Origin of the sequence: Rhabdaerophilum sp. SD176 (genome assembly GCF_030143245.1) — a bacterium.
Lineage (GTDB): Bacteria > Pseudomonadota > Alphaproteobacteria > Rhizobiales > Beijerinckiaceae > Rhabdaerophilum.
In genome coordinates, this window is sequence record NZ_JARJNS010000009.1 from 1 (window position 1) to 19,289 (window position 19,289).

A 19,289-nucleotide genomic window follows, 5' to 3' on the forward strand; every position below is an offset into this window, starting at 1 on the left:
TGGCCTTCGCGGAGCGCGTGCCGCGGCGGGCAATGCTCGTGGCGCTTGATCTCGTGCGGGCCGGGGTCGCGGTGTTCCTGCCCTTCGTCACCGAGATCTGGCAGGTCTATCTCCTGATTTTCGTGCTGCAATCCGCCTCCGCCGCGTTCACACCGACCTTTCAGGCCACGATCCCCGATGTGCTGCCGGATGAAGCGGAATACACCCGCGCGCTCTCGCTTTCGCGCCTCGCCTATGATCTCGAAAGCCTGCTGAGCCCAATGCTGGCAGCGCTACTGCTCACATTGATGAACTTCCACACGCTGTTCGGCGGAACGGTGATCGGCTTTCTGGCCTCCACTGCGCTCGTGCTTTCCGTAGCGCTGCCAAGTCCCAAACCCACAACTCCGCGCGGGATCTATGATCGGACCACACGAGGTATCCGGCTTTATCTTGCTACGCCGAGGCTTCGCGGGCTTCTGGCGATCTCCTTGGCTGTCGCCGCCGGCGGCGCGCTGGTGATCGTGAACACGGTTGTCTTCGTGCAGGCGAAGTTCGGGATGACGCAAGCCGATACCGCCCTGGCGCTCGCGGCCTTTGGCGCCGGGTCGATGACAATCGCTCTCGCCTTGCCGAGACTTCTCGACCGGCTGCCTGACCGGCCCGTGATGCTGGCAGGGGCAAGCCTTCTCGGCTTTGGCACGGCGCTGGCTGCCCTTCTGCCCGGCTATCTCTGGCTGTTGCCGCTCTGGTTCCTGATCGGCGCGGGCTATTCGATGGCGCAGACGCCATCGGGCCGGTTGCTCCGCCGGTCGTCGGCGGCAGAGGATCGACCGGCTTTGTTCGCGGCGCAGTTTGCCCTCAGCCATGCCTGCTGGCTCATCACCTATCCGCTTGCTGGATGGGCGGGCGCCCGGTTCGGATTGCCGGTCGCCGCGCTTCTGCTGGCGATTATCGCGGCAGGCGGGGTGTTGGCGGCAATTCACCTTTGGCCTCCCGAGGCACCGCTGGAATGAGCGATATCGCAGCCTATGGCGCGTTGTTCCTTGCGGCGTTTCTGGCCGCGACGATCCTGCCTGCGCAGTCAGAGGCCGTGCTCGCCGGCCTGCTGATTGCAGGGGAACACCCTGCCGTCCTCCTGCTGGCCGTGGCGAGCGTCGGCAATGTGCTGGGCTCGCTTCTCAACTGGCTTCTGGGGCGAGGGATCGAGCGCTTCCGTCACCATCGCTGGTTTCCTGCTTCGCCCGGGCAGCTTGAAAAGGCTGCGCGTTTCTATGCGCGCTGGGGCTACTGGTCGCTGCTCGCAAGCTGGGTGCCGATCATTGGCGATCCCCTGACCGTGATCGCAGGCATCCTCCGTGAACCCCTCTGGCGATTCTTCCTGCTGGTTTCGATTGCCAAGATTGGGCGCTATCTCTTGCTGGTCGCCATCGTCCGGCACTGGTTCTGATGGGTAGGCGCCCTGAAATCGCCCCAGGGTTCATTGACAGCTTCGCTTCCCTAGAGCAGCGGCTCGAGGTTGCGCAGCCAAAAAAGTCAAAAACCGGACGTTCACAGTATCTGGAAAATCAGGGGCGACACATGGCACCGGTCCGGCAATCGTATTGTTTTGTGGGGAGCGCTGCGCTCGGCTTGGATATTGTGCCGCAACGTGCCTCGGCGCCTTGTAGCCGAAGTCAATTCGTCTCGATTGATCTCCCCCACCGAAATGGCGAACGGTCAGGGCGAACGCTGCCTGCGCCGACCCAGTTCCCGATAGAGTGCCTCGGGCGAAACACCGATCTCCTCCGCCAGCGCGAGCCAATGCCCCTTTGCGGGCATGGTGCCCTGATGCAGAACAAGCCAGGCATCAAGCCGGTCCCCGACCTTATGCAGTGACAGAATTTCGGCGCGTGTACGAGTTTTTTGAACTTGCACAGCAAGATGCCGTGCCAGTTCCTCCATAATCTGAGGATCTGTTTGAGACATTGCTTTGAAAACGTCGATTGGAACGCTTGCAACTTCAGATTCGATGAGGGCGGTAGCATCACAATGGTAGGCCATGGCAAACATCGAGGCTTCTGCCACGATATCGCCTCCTCGCGCGCGCTGGAGGACAAGCCTGTGTCCTTGCAGCGAAATCCGCTCCAACGCGATCTGCCCCCGAACAACAAGATAGAGTCGTTGCACCTTCTGGCTGGTTCGGAAAAGGTGCTCGCCCGCCGAAAGCTGCTGTCGATTTGAGCCGAGACCAAAAAGTGAAGAGGCAAGCAGAGACATGATCATAATCATGTGCGACCTCCCGCCTTCATGCAATGGAGATCACCATCCGCCGCGGAGGTTCCCCATGAAGAAGTTCAATCTTGCTTTCCCCGGATTGCTGGTCGCCGGCTGGTTTGCGGTGCTCGCAACAGGTGCTTTGGCCCAGCATCAGAACTCACAGCACTCTTCTTATTCCGGGTTTGAAGGCCGGTCGATTAAGGCACTCTCGGACAGCCAGATCGCCGATCTCCGGGCCGGCCGTGGCATGGGGCTGGCGCTGGCCGCAGAACTCAACGGTTATCCCGGTCCGCTGCACGCTCTGGAGCTGGCAGACAAGCTCATGCTGTCAACAGAACAGCGTGAACGGATCCAGAGCCTGACCCTCACCATGCAACGGGAAACGATTGTCATCGGCGACGAGGTCATCGCTGCGGAAGCCGTGCTGGACGGTCTCTTTGCACAAAAGAAGGCTGATCCAGCCTCGCTCGCGAACGCAACAAAAGCTGTATCGGAGGCACAGGGACAACTGCGCGAGGCGCATCTGCGCTACCATCTCCATACCCAAGCCGCACTCACCCCTGAACAGATCGAGGATTATGCGCGGCTCAGGGGCTATGCTTCCCGCCCGTAACGGCTCACTTCACAGCTTCAGCGCTCGCAGCCGCAGGGCGTTGGTGATGACACTCACAGACGAAAGCGCCATCGCTGCGGCAGCTATGATCGGCGAGACCAGGATGCCGAAAGTCGGGTAAAGAATACCGGCTGCGATTGGGACCCCGGCTGCGTTGTAAACAAACGCAAAGAACAGGTTCTGCCGTATATTGGCCATTGTCGCGGCTGAGAGCTGGCGTGCTTTGGCGATGCCTTTGAGATCACCCTTGAGCAACGCTACCGAAGCGCTTTCGAGCGCGACATCAGTGCCGTTGCCCATGGCGATGCCGACATCGGCGGCGGCAAGCGCCGGCGCATCATTCACGCCGTCACCTGCCATGGCGACGATTTTGCCTTCAGCTCGCAAGGTGGCCACGACCTGCTGCTTGCGCTCGGGCGTGACCTCGGCCTCGGATCTGACAATGCCGAGCCGCTCTGCGATCGCTTCCGCCGTGCCTTTTGCATCGCCGGTCAGCATCATGATCTCGATGCCGGCGTCACGCAGAGCCGCAAGCGCCTCTGGCGTCGAAGCCTTGATCGGGTCTTCGATACGAAGAATGCCCGCCAACTGCCCATCGACCGCTACGAAAACGGCCGTTGCGCCTTCATGGCGCATGGTTGCTGCAGCCTCAATGTTCACCACGACACCGATCTCGGCGAGATAGCGTTCCTGGCCGATGGCGATATCGCGGCCGTTGATTCTGGCGCGGGCACCCTTGCCGACGGGCGAATCGAAATCGAGCGCGGGCAAAAGCGCAATACCGCGCTTCCCGGCTTCCGAGACGATAGCATGCGCCAGTGGATGTTCGCTGAGCTTTTCCACCGAGGCGGCGAGCTGGAGCAGGTCGCTCTCATCGATAGAACCCGTGGTGACAATATCGGTCACGCTCGGTCGTCCCTCGGTCAGGGTGCCGGTTTTGTCGATCACCAGCATGTCGACCTTTTCCATCCGCTCGAGCGCTTCGGCATTTTTCACCAGCACCCCGGCGCGCGCACCGGCGCCGACGCCGACCATGATCGACATCGGCGTCGCCAGCCCGAGTGCGCAGGGGCAGGCGATGATCAGCACCGCGACCGCCGCGATCAGCGCGTAGGAGAATTGTGGTGCGGGGCCGAAGACATACCAAGCCAGAAACGCGATGACGGCGATCAGCATTACCGCCGGCACGAACCAGCCGGATACCGTGTCCGCCAGACGCTGGATCGGCGCACGCGAACGCTGCGCCTGCGCCACGAGTTGAACGATCCGCGCAAGCATCGTGTCGCGCCCAACCGCAACCGCCTCGATCACGAGTGCGCCCGTGGTATTGATCGTGCCGCCGATGACGCGCGCGCCGAGCGCTTTCGCAACCGGCATGGGTTCGCCCGTGACCATGGCTTCATCGACATTCGAGCGCCCTTCGACCACGGTGCCATCGACCGGGATTTTCTCGCCGGGACGGACGCGCAGCCGGTCCCCGAGATGGACGTGCTCGAGCGGAACATCGGTTTCCGCGCCCTTCGCATCGATCCGCCGTGCGGTTTTTGGCGCGAGCCCGAGCAAAGCCTTGATCGCGCCGGAGGTCTGCTCGCGGGCGCGCAGTTCCAGCACCTGCCCGAGCAACACCAGAACCGTGATCACCGCGGCAGCCTCGAAATAGACCGCGACCGAACCATCCATCGCCTGGAAAGCCGGCGGGAACAGCCTGGGGGCAAGGGTCGCGACGATGCTGTAGATCCAGGCTGCGCCGGTCCCGATCGCGATCAGCGTGAACATGTTGAAATTGCGGGAGAGGAGCGAAGCCCAGCCGCGTTCAAAGAACGGCCAGCCGGCCCAGAGCACGACCGGGGTCGCGAGCGCGAGCTGCACGAAGTTCGAGGTCTGCCCGGCCATCAGCGCATGAAAATTGAACAGATGCGCGCCCATTTCGAGAAAAAACACCGGGATAGCTAAGGCAAGGCCGACCCAGAACCGGCGGGTCATATCCGCGAGTTCAGGATTGGGGGCGTCATCGAGGCTGATCATCTCCGGCTCGAGCGCCATGCCGCAGATCGGGCAGGAGCCCGGACCCTCCTGCCGCACCTCCGGGTGCATTGGGCAGGTATAGATCGTGCCCTCGGGCATCGGCTCGGCGACGCGCTCAGCGGTGGGCACGAGATACTTCTGCGGATTGGCCTCGAACTTTGTCCGGCATCCCGCCGAGCAGAAATAGTAATCCTCTTCTTCGTGCTCGAAATGGTGTTTCGCGGTCGCGGGATCGACGCTCATTCCACAGACCGGATCCTTCAGACCGGTCGTTGCAGCAGCATGCGCCGCGTGCCCGTGAGGATGGGAATGATCATCCCCGTGTTTATGCCCGCCGCAACATCCTCCAGCCGGCTTTACGGGGTGCATATTGGGTTCCGGGGTGGCCTTGATCATGCGAATCTCCAGCAAATCGAATTTGGAAAAGATGTTATTGAAACCAGTCAGCACCTTCCTACAATGGGAAGGTCAAGCGCTGAAATGGAGTATTCCAGATGCAGATCGGAACAGCGGCCGAGGCGAGTGGAGTCTCGGCGAAAATGATCCGGCATTACGAAGCCATCGGGCTGATCTCCTCCGGCGCCCGACGGATAAACGGATATCGCGACTATGATTCCCGCGATGTCCATGAGTTGCGGTTCATTCGCAGTGCGCGCGACCTCGGATTCTCGCTGGACGAAATCCGGACCCTGCTGGACCTGTGGCGCAACAAGGACCGCAACAGTCGCGACGTTCATCAACTGGCGGCGAGGCATCTTGCCGATATCGAGCGCAAGATCGTCGAATTGCAGGCGATGGCGGCCACGCTTCGTGAGTTGCTCCATGCCTGCCATGGCGATGCGCGGCCCGATTGCCCGATCCTCGCAGGCCTTAGCGGTAAAACCTCGATGGCCGGCCATTAGTTCCGCTTGAGTCGGCGCTGGGATTGTAACCTTCAAGCCGGTTTGCGATATCCTTCGGGATAGTCGAGAAAAACCGTGAGACTGCCATCCTTGTGAAAGGCCATCACGGAAAACGGCTCGGGCTTGGTGTCGGGCATTTCCATGCCGGGCGAGCCAACCGGCATATCCGGCACCGCCAATCCCAGGATTTGAGGCCGTTCGGCGAGAAGCTTTTCGATGGCTTCAACGGGTACATGGCCTTCGATCACATAGCCCTCGACAAACGCCGTGTGACAGGATTGCAGCGCTTCCGGCACGCCAGCCCGATTTTTGACCGGCGCCAGATCGGCTTCGTTGACGATCGTGACCGGAAAACCGGCGCGCCTGAGATGATTGGCCCAGGCGCCGCAGCATCCGCATGTCGGGCTGCGATGCGCTGTGACCGTAGGACGTGTCATCGCCCTGAGCGGAGAGGCGATAGCTGCGGCGAGAAACGCGAGGGTCAGTCGTCGACTAATCATGAGCGCATCTCCGTGTTGCCGTCCGCCGAACTCGTCAACGCGAGAATCCAGAGCGCGATGAGATTGATCCCTGGCACCAGCGCCAGCACCGACCAGAACGGCGAAAACCCGAGCCGCTTCAGGATCAGGCCGACGGGATAGAGGATCGCCGCAGCCATCACGGCGAACATCAGCCAGTGACCTAAACCCCAGCCACCCCCCATCATCCAGCCGTACCCGTCATTTCCAGAATGAAACATAGCTGTTCTCCTTGATGCATAACGTCAGGAAACGGACAACTCGGTCATCATACCTGTCGCCATGTGATAGAGGTGGTGGCAGTGCAGGAACCAGCGCCCCGCCTTGTCCGCATCAAACGCGACCATCACGGGCGAATGCGGCGGAACAATCACTGTATCCCGGATTGGCCCAGCAAACTGGCCGGCACGCGACCCCACGACCTGAAAATGATGCCCGTGAAGATGCATGGGATGCATCATGGAACTGGGGTTCATGAACATGATCGCGATCCGTTCACCGCGCCTGGCCTCGAGCGGCTGATGCTCGCCATGCACTTTGCCGTTGATGGTCCAGCGATATCCGGCTTCTTCTCCGAGCATTAGGTGAAAAGTTCTGTCCGGCTTGCGTTCGGGGAGGGGATTGAGCGCCCGCAGGCGCTCGTCGAGCGCAAGCGTCGCATTGGGTGCGGCCTCGAGCGCATTCTCGCCGATTTTCCTGATTGCCGCGCCGGCCGTGGCGAGCACGATACCGGTCTGCCGAGTATCGGCTTCGACCTGCGCAAGGATGGGGAACGCGCCGCCTTCTCCGGGAAGCGCGAGCAAGAGGTCAATGCGTTGCCCCTGTGCAAGCGGGAAACGCCGTCCCTTCAGAGGCTGGCAGGGCGATCCATCGACCGCGATGCAGGTGGCCTCGATCGATCCTGAATCGAGAAAGAAAGCTGTAGCGGTCGCGCCGTTGATCACACGAAGCCGGATGCGCCGGCCCTTCTCGACCCGGATGACCTCGGGATCGTCCAGTGTCCGGTCGTTTGCGAGATAGGCATCATACATCACGTCATTGGCGTGAACTCTCATGCCTTGGCCCATCCCCGGCATCATGCCCATGCCGGGCATCATTCCCGAGGAACCACCGCCATGATTCATCGCACCATGGTTCATGCCGCCCGGGCGGGATGTCTGCGGCGCAGGTGCTGGTCCCCCTCCATGCCCGCCATGGGCGCTTGAACCACCGAGACCGGCGAGGATTTCCGCCGGCGGACGATAGGCGAAATCGTGCAGCATCAGCACGAGCTCCTGAACCTCGCCAGCATCCTTTTCGCGCGCGATCATCGGCGCCGCAAGCAATTGCTGTTCGGTGAGCTGGTGCGAATGCATCCAGTGTGTGCCCGGTGTGAGCATGAAATCGTGCGTATCATGTGCTCCTGCTGCAAGCATTCCGCCATCAGGGCGCGAGCGGTCCTGATTGGCCGCCGCATGAACCTGTCCGTGCCAGTGCATGATCAGGGGTTCGCCGGTGGCATTGCGGATGGCGCCGGAAAAGCGGTCACCTTCGTTCGCCAATATCCCCTGCCTGCCATTTGCACCGGCAATGCCGAAGACAGTCGCGGCCTTGCCCTTCACATCAAGGGTGCGGCTGGCAACAGTCAGGAGCGGAGCCTCCGCTCTCAGAAGGTTGCCTGTCCATGGGGTCACGAGAGCGGCGACGCCAGAGCTTACGAGAAAGGTGCGACGGGAAATCGACATGGAAGCCTCCGTATCCGGTTGTTCGACTGGAGGTCATGATAGTGTCGCTGCCGAGGCCTGTTCTTGATCTATCGCACTGGAATTGTAACAGATTGTTTCACCATCTCGCCAAATTCAACGCTGAAGAGGCAGCTTTATACCCATACGCTCCAACAGACCATCCCGCCATATGAGGATGTGAACGAGGACGCCGACGACATGCAGCACGAGCAGGACGTAAAGTAGGCGGGTCAACAGGATGTGAACCAAACCAGCGGCGGAGATAATGTACATCTTTAGAAAACCGGTAATCGGCAGCAGGATCAGCGTCGTGTACAAGGCGAGATGTGCCAGCTTCGAGATGGTCGAGAGGGCCGGGTAAGGGAACCTCGGTGGTATGACTGGCGTGCGATGCCTGAGCCACAACCGGACAATCGCGAACACCAGAATAAGTCCGCCACTAATCGCATGAACCTGATGCAAGAAAAGGTCAAAGGGGTCAATCGGCACGCCGAAATGCGGCGCGTGATGCGTGCGCCCAATCGCTGGATATGTCCAAAGCTGGACGAGAAAAAGTGCGAAGGTTGCCCAATGAAGCGACTGGTGAAGGCCGGAATAAGTATGCCTAGTCATGCACCCTCCTTATTACCGGGCAATCTTGCCCATCCCGGCCGCGAAAAAAAGAACGCAAAAGCACCACTTCTCACGGCCCGCTCCATAGCAAGCGGCCCACAAATGGCAAATGCGAGAACCAAGGCCATCAACAAATTCGGATTTGTCACCTCGCCTGACGCAACCAGAAGTTCTCGACTGGACGCCATGAAAATGACGAATGCGAGATAGATCGCCATGGAATGTTGGCCACAATAGGCAAGCCAACCAAAACTGTTCAAACGCGCCAACAACAATGCCAAAACTGCGACAGCGAGCCCTCCCAGCATGCCGAAAAGCAGGGTCAAACCAGGAATACCGGTTATTCCGAGATGCAAAGCATAAGAGTGCATCAGAGCCCAAAGAATAAGCATTACGACTGTTTGTGGAAGTCGTTGCCTCGCAGTTTCAAGCATACCGTCTATCCAACGACGTCCAAAAAAGCCTGCGAGAAAAAAGACCAAGAACAAGGCAAAACTGTTAATGGCGGTCGATGGCGTCGCCTGAGATGCCATGGCGTAGTCCCCCCCAACGGGATACGCCGCGGCCCATAGATGCGCCAAGATGGCGCAGCCAGCAATTATATAGGCAAGCCTTCCTCTAGCCAACCTCGCTGTCAGCATGAAAAACGGCAGAACATAGATGAACCAAAGTGTACTGAACGGTTCGATTAATCCGAAAACAAACGCCAACATAACCTGCCACGGTTCAAGGAGCGAAGCCGTTCCTGATTTTAACAGCATGATGATCAACAGCCAAAGCACATAGAAGTATAAATACCGGAGTATTTTGCGATCAACGAAAAGCCGCCAATTCAACGCCCCCAGCCCTACAGCAAGATAGCCGGACATAAAGAAAAAATCGGGCAATCGAAAGGGTTTCGTCCAAGCGACGATTGAATGGAAGAACCCCGTCTGTCCGATTTCTTTTTCGACGCCAAGCGCGGTATGCATCATCACGACGAGAATAATGCATACGCCCTTTGCAAGGTTAATCCAGCGCTTCGTGAAAGCGCTGGATTGGATAAGCTCACTGTTTCGCTCGGTGATCAAGCGTCGTCACTTCGATTTCTGAAGCTTTGTAACCGTGATCTGCCCATTCACCCGGTCGGCGTCGAACTTTATCTTGTCACCGGCCTTCAGGCCCTTTAGCATCGCCGGATCAGCGGCGCGGAACACCATGGTCATCGAATCCATGTCGAGGTTCTTGATCGGACCGTGGTCGATCGTGAGCTTGCCCTGCGCGTCGTCGATCTTCTTCACCGTGCCAGGAACGGATTGTGCCAAGGCGGCGGACGCCAGCACCACAAGCGCGGACGTGCCAAAAACAGTTTGAATTTTCATGAATTTCTCTTTCACAAGTTTCAGCTGATAATTGACTCAGCGTCGATCACTTCACGATGATTTTGCCGGTCATGCCTGCTTCGCGATGCCCTGGGATGAGACAGGAGAAATCAAACTCTCCGGCCTTAGTGAAATGCCAAACAATGTCGCCGGTCTTCTTGGGGGCGAGGCGCTTGGCGTTTGGATCGTCATGCTCCATGTCCGGATTTTTCTTCATCTCCTCGGCATGCTTGAGGTTCTCCTGAAGAGTCGCGATCACAAGCTCGTGATCAAGCTCACCGCCATTTATCAGTTTGAACCGCACCTGCTCGCCCTTCTTGATCTCAACGATCGGCGGTGCAAAGAACATCTTGCCATCCCCTTCGCCCATTCGGATTTGCACAATTCGCGCAGGCTTCTTCGGATCCCCGGGCTTACCGTATGCGACCTCGGCATCGTGATGTCCGGCGGCACCAGGGCCCGCGATTGCAACATTTGTCGATAGAGCTGCGAACACCACTGCAGAACTAAGGATTGAAAGAACGCGTTTCATGAGCTGATCTCCTTCAGGGTCGAGGCTGTTCAATGATTGGAATGCGCGCCGCCTTTAGGCGCCGGCAGCGGGTTGCCGTCCGGCCCATGCGCGGGCTTGCGCGGGTCTTTCACGCGCCATTCAGCGGATTGGGCTTCTGGCGGCGCGGATGGCGTCACCGCAGCAAGCTTGCCTTTGTACTCATAGGCAACTGTACCCTCCGGGTGCTTGAACCAGCCCGGATCTTTGTAGTCGTTCTTGGCAAGGCCCTCGCGAACCTTCACGACCGAAAACATGCCGCCCATTTCAACGGGGCCAAACTGGGCGAAGCCGGTCATCATGGGGAGCGTATTATCGGGCAGAGGCATTTCCATGGAGCCCATCTCGCCCATGCCGTTTGAGCCCATCGGCATATAACCCGGCGCGATTTTCTGGATGCGCTTGGCGAGGTCCTTCTTGTCGACACCGATATAGGTCTTCACCGAATGGCCCATCGCGTTCATCGTATGGTGCGATTTATGGCAATGGATCGCCCAATCACCCAGTTCATCCGCGACGAAATCAAAGGCGCGCATCTGTCCGACAGCGCAGTCGATCGACACTTCATCCCATGCGGCAGCCGGATCCACCCAGCCGCCATCGGTGCAGGAGACCTTGAACTCATAGCCATGCATATGAATTGGGTGATTGGTCATTGTGAGGTTGCCGAAACGGATACGAACCTTGTCGTTTTTACCGACAACGAACGGGTCGATCCCCGGAAAAGCCCGGCTGTTCCAGCACCACATGTTGAAATCGAGCATGGTGTTGACCTTGGGCACATAGGAGCCCGGCTCGATATCAAAAGCATTGAGCAGGAATACGAAGTCCCGATCCACGCGCCGGAAGGCAGGATCTTTGGGATGAACAACGAAGAAGCCCATCATCCCCATCGCCATCTGGACCATTTCGTCCGAATGCGGATGGTACATGTAGGTACCCGAACGTCTGAGCAGGAATTCATAGACAAATGTCTTTCCAGGCGGGATATGCGGCTGATTGAGCCCGCCAACGCCGTCCATCCCGTTGGGGAGGCGCTGGCCGTGCCAATGCACCGCTGTATTCTCGGGGAGCTTGTTGGTGACATAGATGCGCACCTTGTCGCCTTCGACAGCCTCAATAGTGGGCCCCGGCGACTGACCATTATAGCCCCATAGATATGCGTTCATGCCCGGTGCGATTTCCCGCACAACAGGCTCGGCGACGAGATGGAACTCTTTCCAATCGCCATTCATTCGCCAAGGAAGCGTCCACCCGTTCAGCGTCGCAACTGGCTGGTAATCAGGACCCGACTTAGGAACGAGCGGCGCTTGTGTCTTCGGGCTCCTTGTCGTTGGCGCTTCGGGCACGGCGGCGAAAGCTGACCGACCCGAGACAATGCCTGCGCCGGCCAATACGAGGCTCGATGCTCTGACGAAATTTCTGCGAGAAACATCCATACTCAGTCTCCTTAATGACCCGGCTCGCCGCCACCTTGGGGCGCGGCTCCTCCGCTTGCGGCAGCACCGGAAACTCCGCCGCCGATTAGAGCATGTTTGAAGTCCACATCAGCTATGAAGAAGTCGCGCTTTGCATTGATTGCGGCGACTTGGCTCATCATTCTACCGCGCGCATCAGCAATAAGTTGCGTCACATCGATCAGCATACCGTTATACTGGAGCAGACTTTCTTCCTGAATGATTTTTCGCAACGGAAGAACCTGACCTTGATAAAGGCGAGACACGTCATGGGTACCGCGCCATACCTGATATGCTTCGCGTGCTTCTGATCGGATATTAACAGCCTTCTCAGCAAGCTTGTTCGCAGCCTGCATGTAGGTTTCCTCGGCTTGAGCAACACGGGATTGCCCAAAATCAAAAATCGGAATCTCAAGTTCCAACTCGAGCGTCCGCGTCCGCCGGCTTTCACGATCAAGGCCGCCCGCGCCATTATCTTTAAACTCCCGGTCATACGTTCGGCGCCCGAGCAGGTCGATATCGGCGATTAAGCGAGTCGCCTGAGTGAGACCCAGCGACTTGGCCAGCGCGTCGAGATCCGCTCGCGCCATTTGAAGATCAACACGGCGCTTGAGTGCCTCAGCTTCAACCTCACGCACCGTAGCAAGACGCGGCATCTGCGGCAGGGAGGCAGGAAGTCTTAGGGCTACAAGATCCTGACCCCAAAGCCCCATCAGGCGGATGAGTTTTTCGCGCTCAATCCGCTGCTGAATTCGGGCTTGGGCCAGTTGTGCGCCGGTCTCGGCATAAAAGACAAAGTCGCGAGCTTGGTTGAGTTTATTGACACCACCCGATTCCCCCAGCCGCTTAAACAGCTCGGCAGTCGCCTCGGCTGTGGATTTTGCCTGTACCAAAGCCGCGACCTGTTGGTTCGCAGCGACAGCTCTGTAGTATTGGCGCCGAGTGTCAGCTGCAAGCTTCAAGACATTTTCAAGCGTTCTCAATTGGGCTGAGCGGAATCGATCATTTGCAATCTGCGTGCGTGCTGGCAGAGTCGCCAGGGCCAAAATGGAACCGGAGATTTGCCGTTCGATCTCAAGCGCTAGTGACGCTGTTGTTCTGGCGATGGATATACGTGGATTCGGCGGCAAGCTTGCCTGTATCCTCTGCGCATCAGCGATTCCAAGTTCGTTGAATGCCGCCTGAAGACCGCGATTGTTCCAAAGAGCGATCTGAACTGCGGCATCTGCGCCAAGGGGCTGCTTCAACAGCGCTTCAACACGCGCCTTGGCGCTTGATGCGATCTCCTCAGACCCAATTTTCTCAATTTCCTTGCCAAGATCAGCCGACGCGCTTGCCTGGAGTAGTGCAATACCGTTCTCGGGCTGGACGGTAACGCAACCCGCTAGGAGCACTGCAACGCCACCGAGCAATGACGCGCGAATGGAAACACGGCGCAGCACACGAAAATCAAACTCATGCAACGTTTTCAAGGTCATGATTTCGGTCCCACGCGACGGTTGAGCTCTTCCCACCCCTTCGGCCCAACAGGCCGATAGGTCTTTGTCTCTGCCGCAACCGGAGTGTATCCGAGAGGCAGGATCTTCTGGGAAGGATCAGTGGGCTTCTCTAGGTAAGACGGCACGACCGAACAAGCGGTTAGAGCCAAAAGTACGAATGTGAGAACTAACAAGCGCCGCATAACCTATCCCCAAGCGAACATTCTGTTTGGAAGCGGGTAGCAAGAAGCGGCGCTATCTGTCTGTTACAAATTATTGCGGACGCTAATCCGGCGACTATTGCGAAATATTTCGAAATCCTCATGAAATGAAGGGCTTACAGAACCATACGATCCTGCCGGGACGGTGGGCTGAACGCCTCCGGACACGATAATCGTCAACAGTGGCGATTGACACTGAGGAGAAACAATATGAGCAAATTTGGCGGCTGGTTGATGATAGGCCTCGTTTTGGGAATTGGTACGGCTTCGGCCAATAACGGGATTCTGTTTTCGAACAGCTCCGACCCCTACTTCACGACCCCAGCGGAGTTCGTCGCCCTTGGGCAGCAACTGAATGGCAAGGTCGTGTTGGAGCGAGGTATCTCAGTCGTTGCAACCCGGGATACAGCTGCGACGGATCCGGCGCGAGGCGGGTCGACCGGGAAATAACCCAGTCCGCCCTGCCGAACTGGGCCTCGCTCAATTCGGCAGGGTGGACTTCAGAGGGTCCTATGGAACAAGTCACGACAAATCCAACGAATGACCACGGTAACATTCTCGTGGTGGATGATGATTCCGAGATCCGGTTACTGATTACTAAGTTTCTTCAACGTCACGGGTACTACGTTTACTCGAGCGCTGACGCCGTTAGCGTTCTGGAAACGCTCAAACGGTTTACGATTGATGCTATAATTCTCGATGTTATGTTGCCTGGAAAAACAGGAATCGAAGCCTGTCGGCAAATACGCCAAACCTCGCCAGTCCCTGTCATTTTGCTCACAGCCCGTTCGGAAGAGGATATCCGAGTCTCTGGGCTTGAGGGTGGAGCCGATGACTACATCACCAAGCCGTTTTCACCCCGCGAACTGCTGGCCCGACTTCGATCTGTTCTTCGCAGAGCGAGGAACGGAAGCATTGCAGCGTCAACGGCAACACAGGGCAAAATCCTCTTCGATGGCTGGACCCTGGATACCTTGCGACGCGAACTAACTACACCTGGCGGAGTTTTGATCGATCTCTCAACAGGAGAATACAATCTTCTGGTCGCATTCTTGGAACACGCCAATCGCGTTCTTTCCCGCGAAATGCTGATGGAGCTGGCAAAAACCCGGACCAGCGATCCCTTCGATCGGACGATTGATGTGCAAATAAGCCGATTACGACGTAAGCTCGAAACATCGGAAGCCGCTGGTCTCACAATAAAGACCGTCCGAGGGGCCGGCTATTTATTTGTCCCAAAGGTAACATTTGGATGAGACCGAGCCGCTTTCGCTGGTTACCCGACACCATAGTCGTCCGCGCTGTAATAATTTTGGTCGGCTCCTTAATCGCAATGAGCCTTGTCGGCTATTGGGTCTACCGTGTGGGAGCGGAAGGGCTGGCAACAAACGCCCGCGATCGAGGACTTGCTGAGCGTATTGTCTCGATCAAAAGGGCAATCAGCGCTATTCCTGATGAAGTTGATCGCGATAAAGCTGCTCACTCCCTGGCGACCGCCTCGCTCGAGGTTCACTGGAGCAAAGTCAGCCTTGTTCTGAATAACGCTCCAGTGACGGAGCGCTCACGAGCGATGGAGGGTCGGCTCAAAGAACTGGTACCTGAATTTGGTACGGAATCGTTCAGGGTCGGCTATGCAGACGACGGAGCACTCAACGCGGGAGAGGGTGATGCGTATCGACACATGCTGCTGGTTTCGGTGAAGCTTGACGATAACACCTGGCTCAACTTTGCCTCGCCGACCTTCGGAACAGCGCATCACCTAGCAGGAAACATTCTAGCGATTGCTGCAATTATGGGGTCGCTTATAATCCTCGTCGCTGTTCTGCTGCTTCGGTGGGTTACTCGGCCGTTGCGCAACCTGGCGATTGCGGCTGAACGATTCAGCCTTGATGAGGCGCGCGACCCCGTTGCTGAAATTGGCCCCGCCGAAGTACGCCGTGCGGCAAAGGCATTCAACACCATGGGCGACCGGGTACGTCGCCTCATTTCCGAACGGACGATGGCGCTGGCTGCCGTCAGCCATGATCTACGAACTCCGATTACTCGCTTGCGGCTTCGTTCGGAAATGCTCGATGATGAACAGACCCGTAATTTGATCGACGATGACCTCTCCGAAATGGAGCTGATGATCAATTCGACGCTCGAATATCTTAGTATGGGCGTTTCCACTGAGACCCCGAAAGTCTTCGACCTAGCTACCATGATCAGGACAATTGTGGACGGTGAAGCGGATCGTGGACATTCGATCACTGTAGACGATATCGATCATGTGACAGTGCTGGGTAGGCCTGTCGCGATGAAGCGCGCGATATGGAACATTATCGGCAATGCTCAAAAGTATGGATCCAATGTCTCTGTCGAGTTAAAGCGCGATGGCAAGCAGGTGAAAATACAAGTCCTGGATGATGGTCCCGGAATTCCGGAACCAGAAATCGATAAGGTATTCGAGCCTTTTTACAGAATAGAAAATTCTAGAGGCCGTGAAACTGGCGGATCTGGCCTCGGGCTCACTATTGCGAAATCAATAATACTCGATCATAATGGGAAAATTTTTTTGAACAATAAAATGCAAGGTGGCCTAATAGTGACGATATCAATTCCAATTCATGTGTAAATTTTCGAGTGTCGACAACAAGCGGTGATATACTTGTAGGACGGCTCCCGCCGAAAACACGATCCTAAATCGCTCGATACTTGGGCTACCGCTTGGAGGAGCGACGGAGGGGCAATCAAAACAACACGAAAATCAGCGCATCAGTGTTCATGCTGACAACAACCATGATCAGCGAGAGCATCGATGACTTGGCAGTCAGCGACCGGAACGCCACCCGAACAGCAACTTGATATCCGTTCCAGCTCGCTCTCGAGAGATCGCAGCCGCGCAATCTTGCTTCGCACATCGGCCAGATGCCGCGAGGCGATTGCGTGGGCCTCGTCGCATGGCATGGTGGGGCGATCCGAAAGCGTCAGCAAAGCGCGGATGGCCTCGACGCTGAAGCCGAGATCTCGGCCGTGCTTGATGAAATTGAGGCGTTCGAGATGTGCCTTGCCGTAGCGCCGTTGATTGCCCTCTGAGCGTTCCGGCTCGGGGAGGAGCCCAGCTTGCTCATAATAGCGGATAGTCTCGACCTTCACGCCCGTCCGTTCGGACAGTGTACCAATCGGCATCACACGGGGCAGGGAATAGTTTTTCAATGAGCGATGCATTTTTCGCTTGTTCCTATAGTCGCTAGAGGTTGTAGGTATCCTGGTCCAGAGGCCTGAAAAGGACAAGTCCATGACCAGAATTTCCTCATCTCAATCGGCGGTAACGGCCTCGTGGTTAGTTTCCGGCATGGACTGCGCGAGTTGCGCGGCGAAGATCCGGGGCGCTGTCGAGCGGTTGCCCGGCGTCTCGGACGTCAAGCTCTCGGTGATGACGGAAACGCTGACGCTTGCGCTCGACGAGCACCAGACCAAGCCGACAGAGGTCGAACGAAAGGTCTCAGACCTCGGCTACTTCGTTCAGCGTGTGGAAAAGCCGGTGAGGGAAGAAGATTCGAATGCGACGTCTTGCGGCTGTGGCCACGCCCATGAGCACAAACACGGCGATCACGATCATGAGGAACATGGTCACGACAATCACGACCACGACACCTCCTTGCAAAACACATCCCAAAAGGCTGATTCGGGCCATGGCTTGCCGGGCCACCTCCATGAAGCCACGCCGGATGGCGTGAGCTGGTATCAGACCGGCAAGGGCAGGCTCGTGCTGGGCACCGGAGCATTGTTGGCAGCGGCCTGGGGCCTCGGATTGATTGCCCCCGCGATTGCCAAATGGGCCTTCATTGCCGCCTGCCTGATCGGTGTAGCGCCTGTCGCTCGGCGGGCTTTCGCCGCCTTGCGGGCGGGTATGCCGTTCACGATCGAAATGCTGATGACCATTGCCGCCGCTGGCGCCCTTGTGATCGGCGCTGCGGAAGAAGCAGCACTCGTCGTCTTTCTCTTCGCCGTAGGGGAAGTGCTTGAGGGCGTTGCCGCGAACCGCGCCCGTGCCAGCATCAAGGCGCTTGGTGATCTCGTTCCGAAGACCGCGATTGTCGAGGAGGAGGGCGAACTCCATCAGGTCAATGCATCCAGTCTGAAAATCGGCCAGATCCTTCTAGTGCGACCCGGCGACCGCATTCCCGCCGATGGCGAGATCAGTGAGGGCACCTCGGGCATCGATGAATCCCCGGTTACCGGTGAATCCGTACCCAAGACGAAAACTCTGGGCGAACCGGTATTTGCCGGCTCGATCAATCGCGAGGCGGTTCTTCGCGTACGGGTGACCAAGACCGCGGAGGACAACACGATTGCCCGGATTGTCAGGCTGGTCGAAGAGGCGCAAGAGGCGCGTGCGCCGACTGAACGTTTCATCGATCGGTTCAGCCGCTTCTATATGCCTGCCATTGTCGGCCTCGCGATCCTCGTCGCGTTGGTTCCGCCCTTGGCCATGGGCGGGGACTGGAATACCTGGATCTATCGCGCACTCGCCTTGCTGCTGATCGGGTGCCCTTGTGCTCTGGTCATATCGGTGCCGGCGTCGATTGCTTCGGCTCTGTCGACGGGCGCGAAAAACGGCCTCCTGATGAAGGGCGGCGTCGTCATTGAGAACCTCGCTCGGGTCAAAACCGTGGCCTTTGACAAGACCGGCACGTTGACGGTCGGCAAACCGGTAGTGACCAATGTCAGGACGTTCAACGCAACGGAAGCCGAGGTGCTCGCACTCGCCGCCGGCGTCGAAACCGGATCAAGCCATCCGCTCGCCGAAGCGATCCTCGCCCTTGCCGCGAGCAAGGGGATCACCCCCAAGATTGCCACAGATGCGCGGGCAATCGTCGGACGCGGTGTTGAGGCCAAGGTTGGAGGCGAGAATGTCTTTGTCGGCTCCCCGCGCTTTGCTGCGGAAATCGGTGCCTTGTCAGAGGCGGTTAGCGAGGCAGCAGAAGCCCTCGAAGCAGAGGGCAAGACGGTTGCCGCCGTGTTCAGGGGTGGGCGCGTCATTGGCCTTTTTGCGTTGCGCGACGAGCCGCGCGAGGATGCAAAAATCGCCATTGCCGAACTCAAGGTGCTTGGCGTTGGCTCGGTGATGCTCACCGGCGACAATGCCCGCACAGGAGCGGCCATTGCTGGCAGCCTCGGCATGGATCACAAGGCCGAACTCATGCCGGACCAAAAAGTGGCTGCGATCAAGTCGCTGGCCGCGCATGACGGCGTGATGATGGTCGGAGATGGCATCAATGATGCGCCAGCGCTGGCAGCGGCGTCAGTTGGTGTTGCGATGGGCTCTGGAACCGATGTCGCGCTGGAAACAGCCGATGCCGCAGTGCTGAGGAGCCGCGTAACCGATGTGCCGCGGATGATCCGGCTGTCGCGCGCCGCTATGGCGAATATTCACCAGAACATCGCGATCGCGCTGGGATTGAAGGCGGTGTTTCTGGTCACCAGCGTCATCGGTCTCACCGGCCTCTGGATCGCCATTCTTGCTGATACCGGCGCCACTGTGATCGTCACGATCAACGCTCTGCGACTGCTGACGTTCAAGCCTGAGGCAAGAAGCTGAGGAGGG

Annotated in this window: 20 protein-coding genes; 8 read left to right on the plus strand and 12 right to left on the minus strand. The window is 58.0% G+C overall.

From position 1 onward, the window contains the following. Nucleotides 1-995, plus strand: a 995-nt coding sequence (locus P0652_RS17225) for an MFS transporter (RefSeq protein ID WP_284180118.1), incomplete at its 5' end; no start/stop codon positions are given. Continuing rightward, complete coding sequence (locus P0652_RS17230; RefSeq protein WP_284180119.1) at nt 992-1,429, plus strand: YqaA family protein; 438 nt, start codon at nt 992-994, stop codon at nt 1,427-1,429. The genes P0652_RS17225 and P0652_RS17230, both read left to right, overlap by 4 nt. A gap of 269 nt (nt 1,430-1,698) precedes the next feature. On the opposite strand, the gene P0652_RS17235 is transcribed toward P0652_RS17230, so the two are convergent. Continuing rightward, a complete protein-coding gene (locus P0652_RS17235) occupies nt 1,699-2,250 on the minus strand; it encodes a Crp/Fnr family transcriptional regulator (protein ID WP_284180120.1) in 552 nt (183 codons plus the stop codon). 55 nt (nt 2,251-2,305) lie between these two features. On the opposite strand from P0652_RS17235, the gene P0652_RS17240 reads away from it, so the two are divergent. After that, the gene (locus P0652_RS17240; protein WP_284180121.1) at nt 2,306-2,851 is read left to right on the plus strand and encodes a Spy/CpxP family protein refolding chaperone; all 546 of its coding nucleotides are present in this window, start codon (nt 2,306-2,308) and stop codon (nt 2,849-2,851) included. Between the two features lie 9 nt (nt 2,852-2,860). Here P0652_RS17240 and P0652_RS17245 read toward each other — a convergent pair whose 3' ends face one another. After that, nucleotides 2,861-5,272 carry a heavy metal translocating P-type ATPase gene (locus P0652_RS17245; RefSeq protein WP_502947548.1) on the minus strand — a complete coding sequence of 804 codons (2,412 nt, stop codon included), beginning with the start codon at nt 5,270-5,272 and terminating at the stop codon, nt 2,861-2,863. Nucleotides 5,273-5,370: 98 nt separating this feature from the next. On the opposite strand from P0652_RS17245, the gene cueR reads away from it, so the two are divergent. Continuing rightward, entirely contained in the window at nt 5,371-5,778 is a 408-nt protein-coding gene (cueR, locus tag P0652_RS17250) for a Cu(I)-responsive transcriptional regulator (RefSeq protein WP_284180122.1), read from the plus strand. A 32-nt stretch (nt 5,779-5,810) separates the two neighbouring features. On the opposite strand, the gene P0652_RS17255 is transcribed toward cueR, so the two are convergent. From P0652_RS17255 to P0652_RS17295, 9 genes are all read right to left on the minus strand, one after another. After that, nucleotides 5,811-6,278 carry a DUF411 domain-containing protein gene (locus P0652_RS17255; RefSeq protein WP_284180123.1) on the minus strand — a complete coding sequence of 156 codons (468 nt, stop codon included), beginning with the start codon at nt 6,276-6,278 and terminating at the stop codon, nt 5,811-5,813. Beyond that, entirely contained in the window at nt 6,275-6,517 is a 243-nt protein-coding gene (locus tag P0652_RS17260; protein WP_284180124.1) for a hypothetical protein, read from the minus strand. Before P0652_RS17260 ends, P0652_RS17255 begins: the two co-directional genes overlap by 4 nt. Before the next feature lie 24 nt (nt 6,518-6,541). Next, nucleotides 6,542-8,020 carry a multicopper oxidase family protein gene (locus tag P0652_RS17265; protein ID WP_284180125.1) on the minus strand — a complete coding sequence of 493 codons (1,479 nt, stop codon included), beginning with the start codon at nt 8,018-8,020 and terminating at the stop codon, nt 6,542-6,544. Nucleotides 8,021-8,134: 114 nt separating this feature from the next. Further along, nucleotides 8,135-8,632: a cytochrome b/b6 domain-containing protein gene (locus P0652_RS17270; protein WP_284180126.1), complete on the minus strand. Its 498-nt coding sequence runs from the start codon at nt 8,630-8,632 to the stop codon at nt 8,135-8,137. Further along, nucleotides 8,629-9,702, minus strand: a complete 1,074-nt coding sequence (locus P0652_RS17275) for an acyltransferase family protein (protein ID WP_284180127.1) — start codon at nt 9,700-9,702, stop codon at nt 8,629-8,631. Before P0652_RS17275 ends, P0652_RS17270 begins: the two co-directional genes overlap by 4 nt. Before the next feature lie 6 nt (nt 9,703-9,708). Continuing rightward, the gene (locus P0652_RS17280; RefSeq protein WP_284180128.1) at nt 9,709-9,993 is read right to left on the minus strand and encodes a copper-binding protein; all 285 of its coding nucleotides are present in this window, start codon (nt 9,991-9,993) and stop codon (nt 9,709-9,711) included. Nucleotides 9,994-10,039: 46 nt separating this feature from the next. Continuing rightward, entirely contained in the window at nt 10,040-10,525 is a 486-nt protein-coding gene (locus P0652_RS17285) for a cupredoxin domain-containing protein (protein ID WP_284180129.1), read from the minus strand. Between the two features lie 29 nt (nt 10,526-10,554). Continuing rightward, entirely contained in the window at nt 10,555-11,982 is a 1,428-nt protein-coding gene (locus P0652_RS17290; RefSeq protein WP_284180130.1) for a multicopper oxidase family protein, read from the minus strand. 11 nt (nt 11,983-11,993) lie between these two features. Further along, on the minus strand, nt 11,994-13,478 hold the full coding sequence (locus P0652_RS17295; RefSeq protein WP_284180131.1) for a TolC family protein: 1,485 nt from the start codon (nt 13,476-13,478) through the stop codon (nt 11,994-11,996). A 431-nt stretch (nt 13,479-13,909) separates the two neighbouring features. On the opposite strand from P0652_RS17295, the gene P0652_RS17300 reads away from it, so the two are divergent. The 3 genes from P0652_RS17300 (at nt 13,910) to P0652_RS17310 (ending at nt 16,313) form a co-directional block, all read left to right on the plus strand. Further along, entirely contained in the window at nt 13,910-14,149 is a 240-nt protein-coding gene (locus P0652_RS17300) for a hypothetical protein (RefSeq protein ID WP_284180132.1), read from the plus strand. A gap of 62 nt (nt 14,150-14,211) precedes the next feature. Continuing rightward, on the plus strand, nt 14,212-14,955 hold the full coding sequence (locus tag P0652_RS17305; RefSeq protein ID WP_284180133.1) for a response regulator: 744 nt from the start codon (nt 14,212-14,214) through the stop codon (nt 14,953-14,955). Next, nucleotides 14,952-16,313 carry an ATP-binding protein gene (locus P0652_RS17310; RefSeq protein WP_284180134.1) on the plus strand — a complete coding sequence of 454 codons (1,362 nt, stop codon included), beginning with the start codon at nt 14,952-14,954 and terminating at the stop codon, nt 16,311-16,313. The genes P0652_RS17305 and P0652_RS17310 overlap by 4 nt, the downstream gene beginning before the upstream one ends. Nucleotides 16,314-16,453: 140 nt before the next feature. Here P0652_RS17310 and P0652_RS17315 read toward each other — a convergent pair whose 3' ends face one another. Further along, nucleotides 16,454-16,870 carry a MerR family transcriptional regulator gene (locus tag P0652_RS17315; protein WP_284180225.1) on the minus strand — a complete coding sequence of 139 codons (417 nt, stop codon included), beginning with the start codon at nt 16,868-16,870 and terminating at the stop codon, nt 16,454-16,456. A 106-nt stretch (nt 16,871-16,976) separates the two neighbouring features. Between P0652_RS17315 and P0652_RS17320 the strand changes: the two genes are divergently transcribed. After that, nucleotides 16,977-19,283, plus strand: coding sequence for a heavy metal translocating P-type ATPase (locus tag P0652_RS17320; RefSeq protein ID WP_284180135.1), 2,307 nt, complete (start codon nt 16,977-16,979; stop codon nt 19,281-19,283). Nucleotides 19,284-19,289: the final 6 nt, after the last annotated feature.

Bases quoted from the DNA above. Each gene is read 5' to 3' on its own strand.
- P0652_RS17245 (WP_502947548.1), bottom strand. From the start codon at position 5,272: ATGATCAAGGCCACCCCGGAACCCAATATGCACCCCGTAAAGCCGGCT.
- P0652_RS17240 (WP_284180121.1), top strand. From the start codon at position 2,306: ATGAAGAAGTTCAATCTTGCTTTCCCCGGATTGCTGGTCGCCGGCTGG.
- P0652_RS17255 (WP_284180123.1), bottom strand. From the start codon at position 6,278: ATGATTAGTCGACGACTGACCCTCGCGTTTCTCGCCGCAGCTATCGCC.
- P0652_RS17295 (WP_284180131.1), bottom strand. From the start codon at position 13,478: ATGACCTTGAAAACGTTGCATGAGTTTGATTTTCGTGTGCTGCGCCGT.
- P0652_RS17320 (WP_284180135.1), top strand. From the start codon at position 16,977: ATGACCAGAATTTCCTCATCTCAATCGGCGGTAACGGCCTCGTGGTTA.
- P0652_RS17230 (WP_284180119.1), top strand. From the start codon at position 992: ATGAGCGATATCGCAGCCTATGGCGCGTTGTTCCTTGCGGCGTTTCTG.
- P0652_RS17290 (WP_284180130.1), bottom strand. From the start codon at position 11,982: ATGGATGTTTCTCGCAGAAATTTCGTCAGAGCATCGAGCCTCGTATTG.
- P0652_RS17300 (WP_284180132.1), top strand. From the start codon at position 13,910: ATGAGCAAATTTGGCGGCTGGTTGATGATAGGCCTCGTTTTGGGAATT.
- P0652_RS17265 (WP_284180125.1), bottom strand. From the start codon at position 8,020: ATGTCGATTTCCCGTCGCACCTTTCTCGTAAGCTCTGGCGTCGCCGCT.
- P0652_RS17285 (WP_284180129.1), bottom strand. From the start codon at position 10,525: ATGAAACGCGTTCTTTCAATCCTTAGTTCTGCAGTGGTGTTCGCAGCT.
- P0652_RS17235 (WP_284180120.1), bottom strand. From the start codon at position 2,250: ATGATTATGATCATGTCTCTGCTTGCCTCTTCACTTTTTGGTCTCGGC.
- P0652_RS17310 (WP_284180134.1), top strand. From the start codon at position 14,952: ATGAGACCGAGCCGCTTTCGCTGGTTACCCGACACCATAGTCGTCCGC.
- P0652_RS17270 (WP_284180126.1), bottom strand. From the start codon at position 8,632: ATGACTAGGCATACTTATTCCGGCCTTCACCAGTCGCTTCATTGGGCA.
- P0652_RS17305 (WP_284180133.1), top strand. From the start codon at position 14,212: ATGGAACAAGTCACGACAAATCCAACGAATGACCACGGTAACATTCTC.
- cueR (WP_284180122.1), top strand. From the start codon at position 5,371: ATGCAGATCGGAACAGCGGCCGAGGCGAGTGGAGTCTCGGCGAAAATG.
- P0652_RS17280 (WP_284180128.1), bottom strand. From the start codon at position 9,993: ATGAAAATTCAAACTGTTTTTGGCACGTCCGCGCTTGTGGTGCTGGCG.
- P0652_RS17260 (WP_284180124.1), bottom strand. From the start codon at position 6,517: ATGTTTCATTCTGGAAATGACGGGTACGGCTGGATGATGGGGGGTGGC.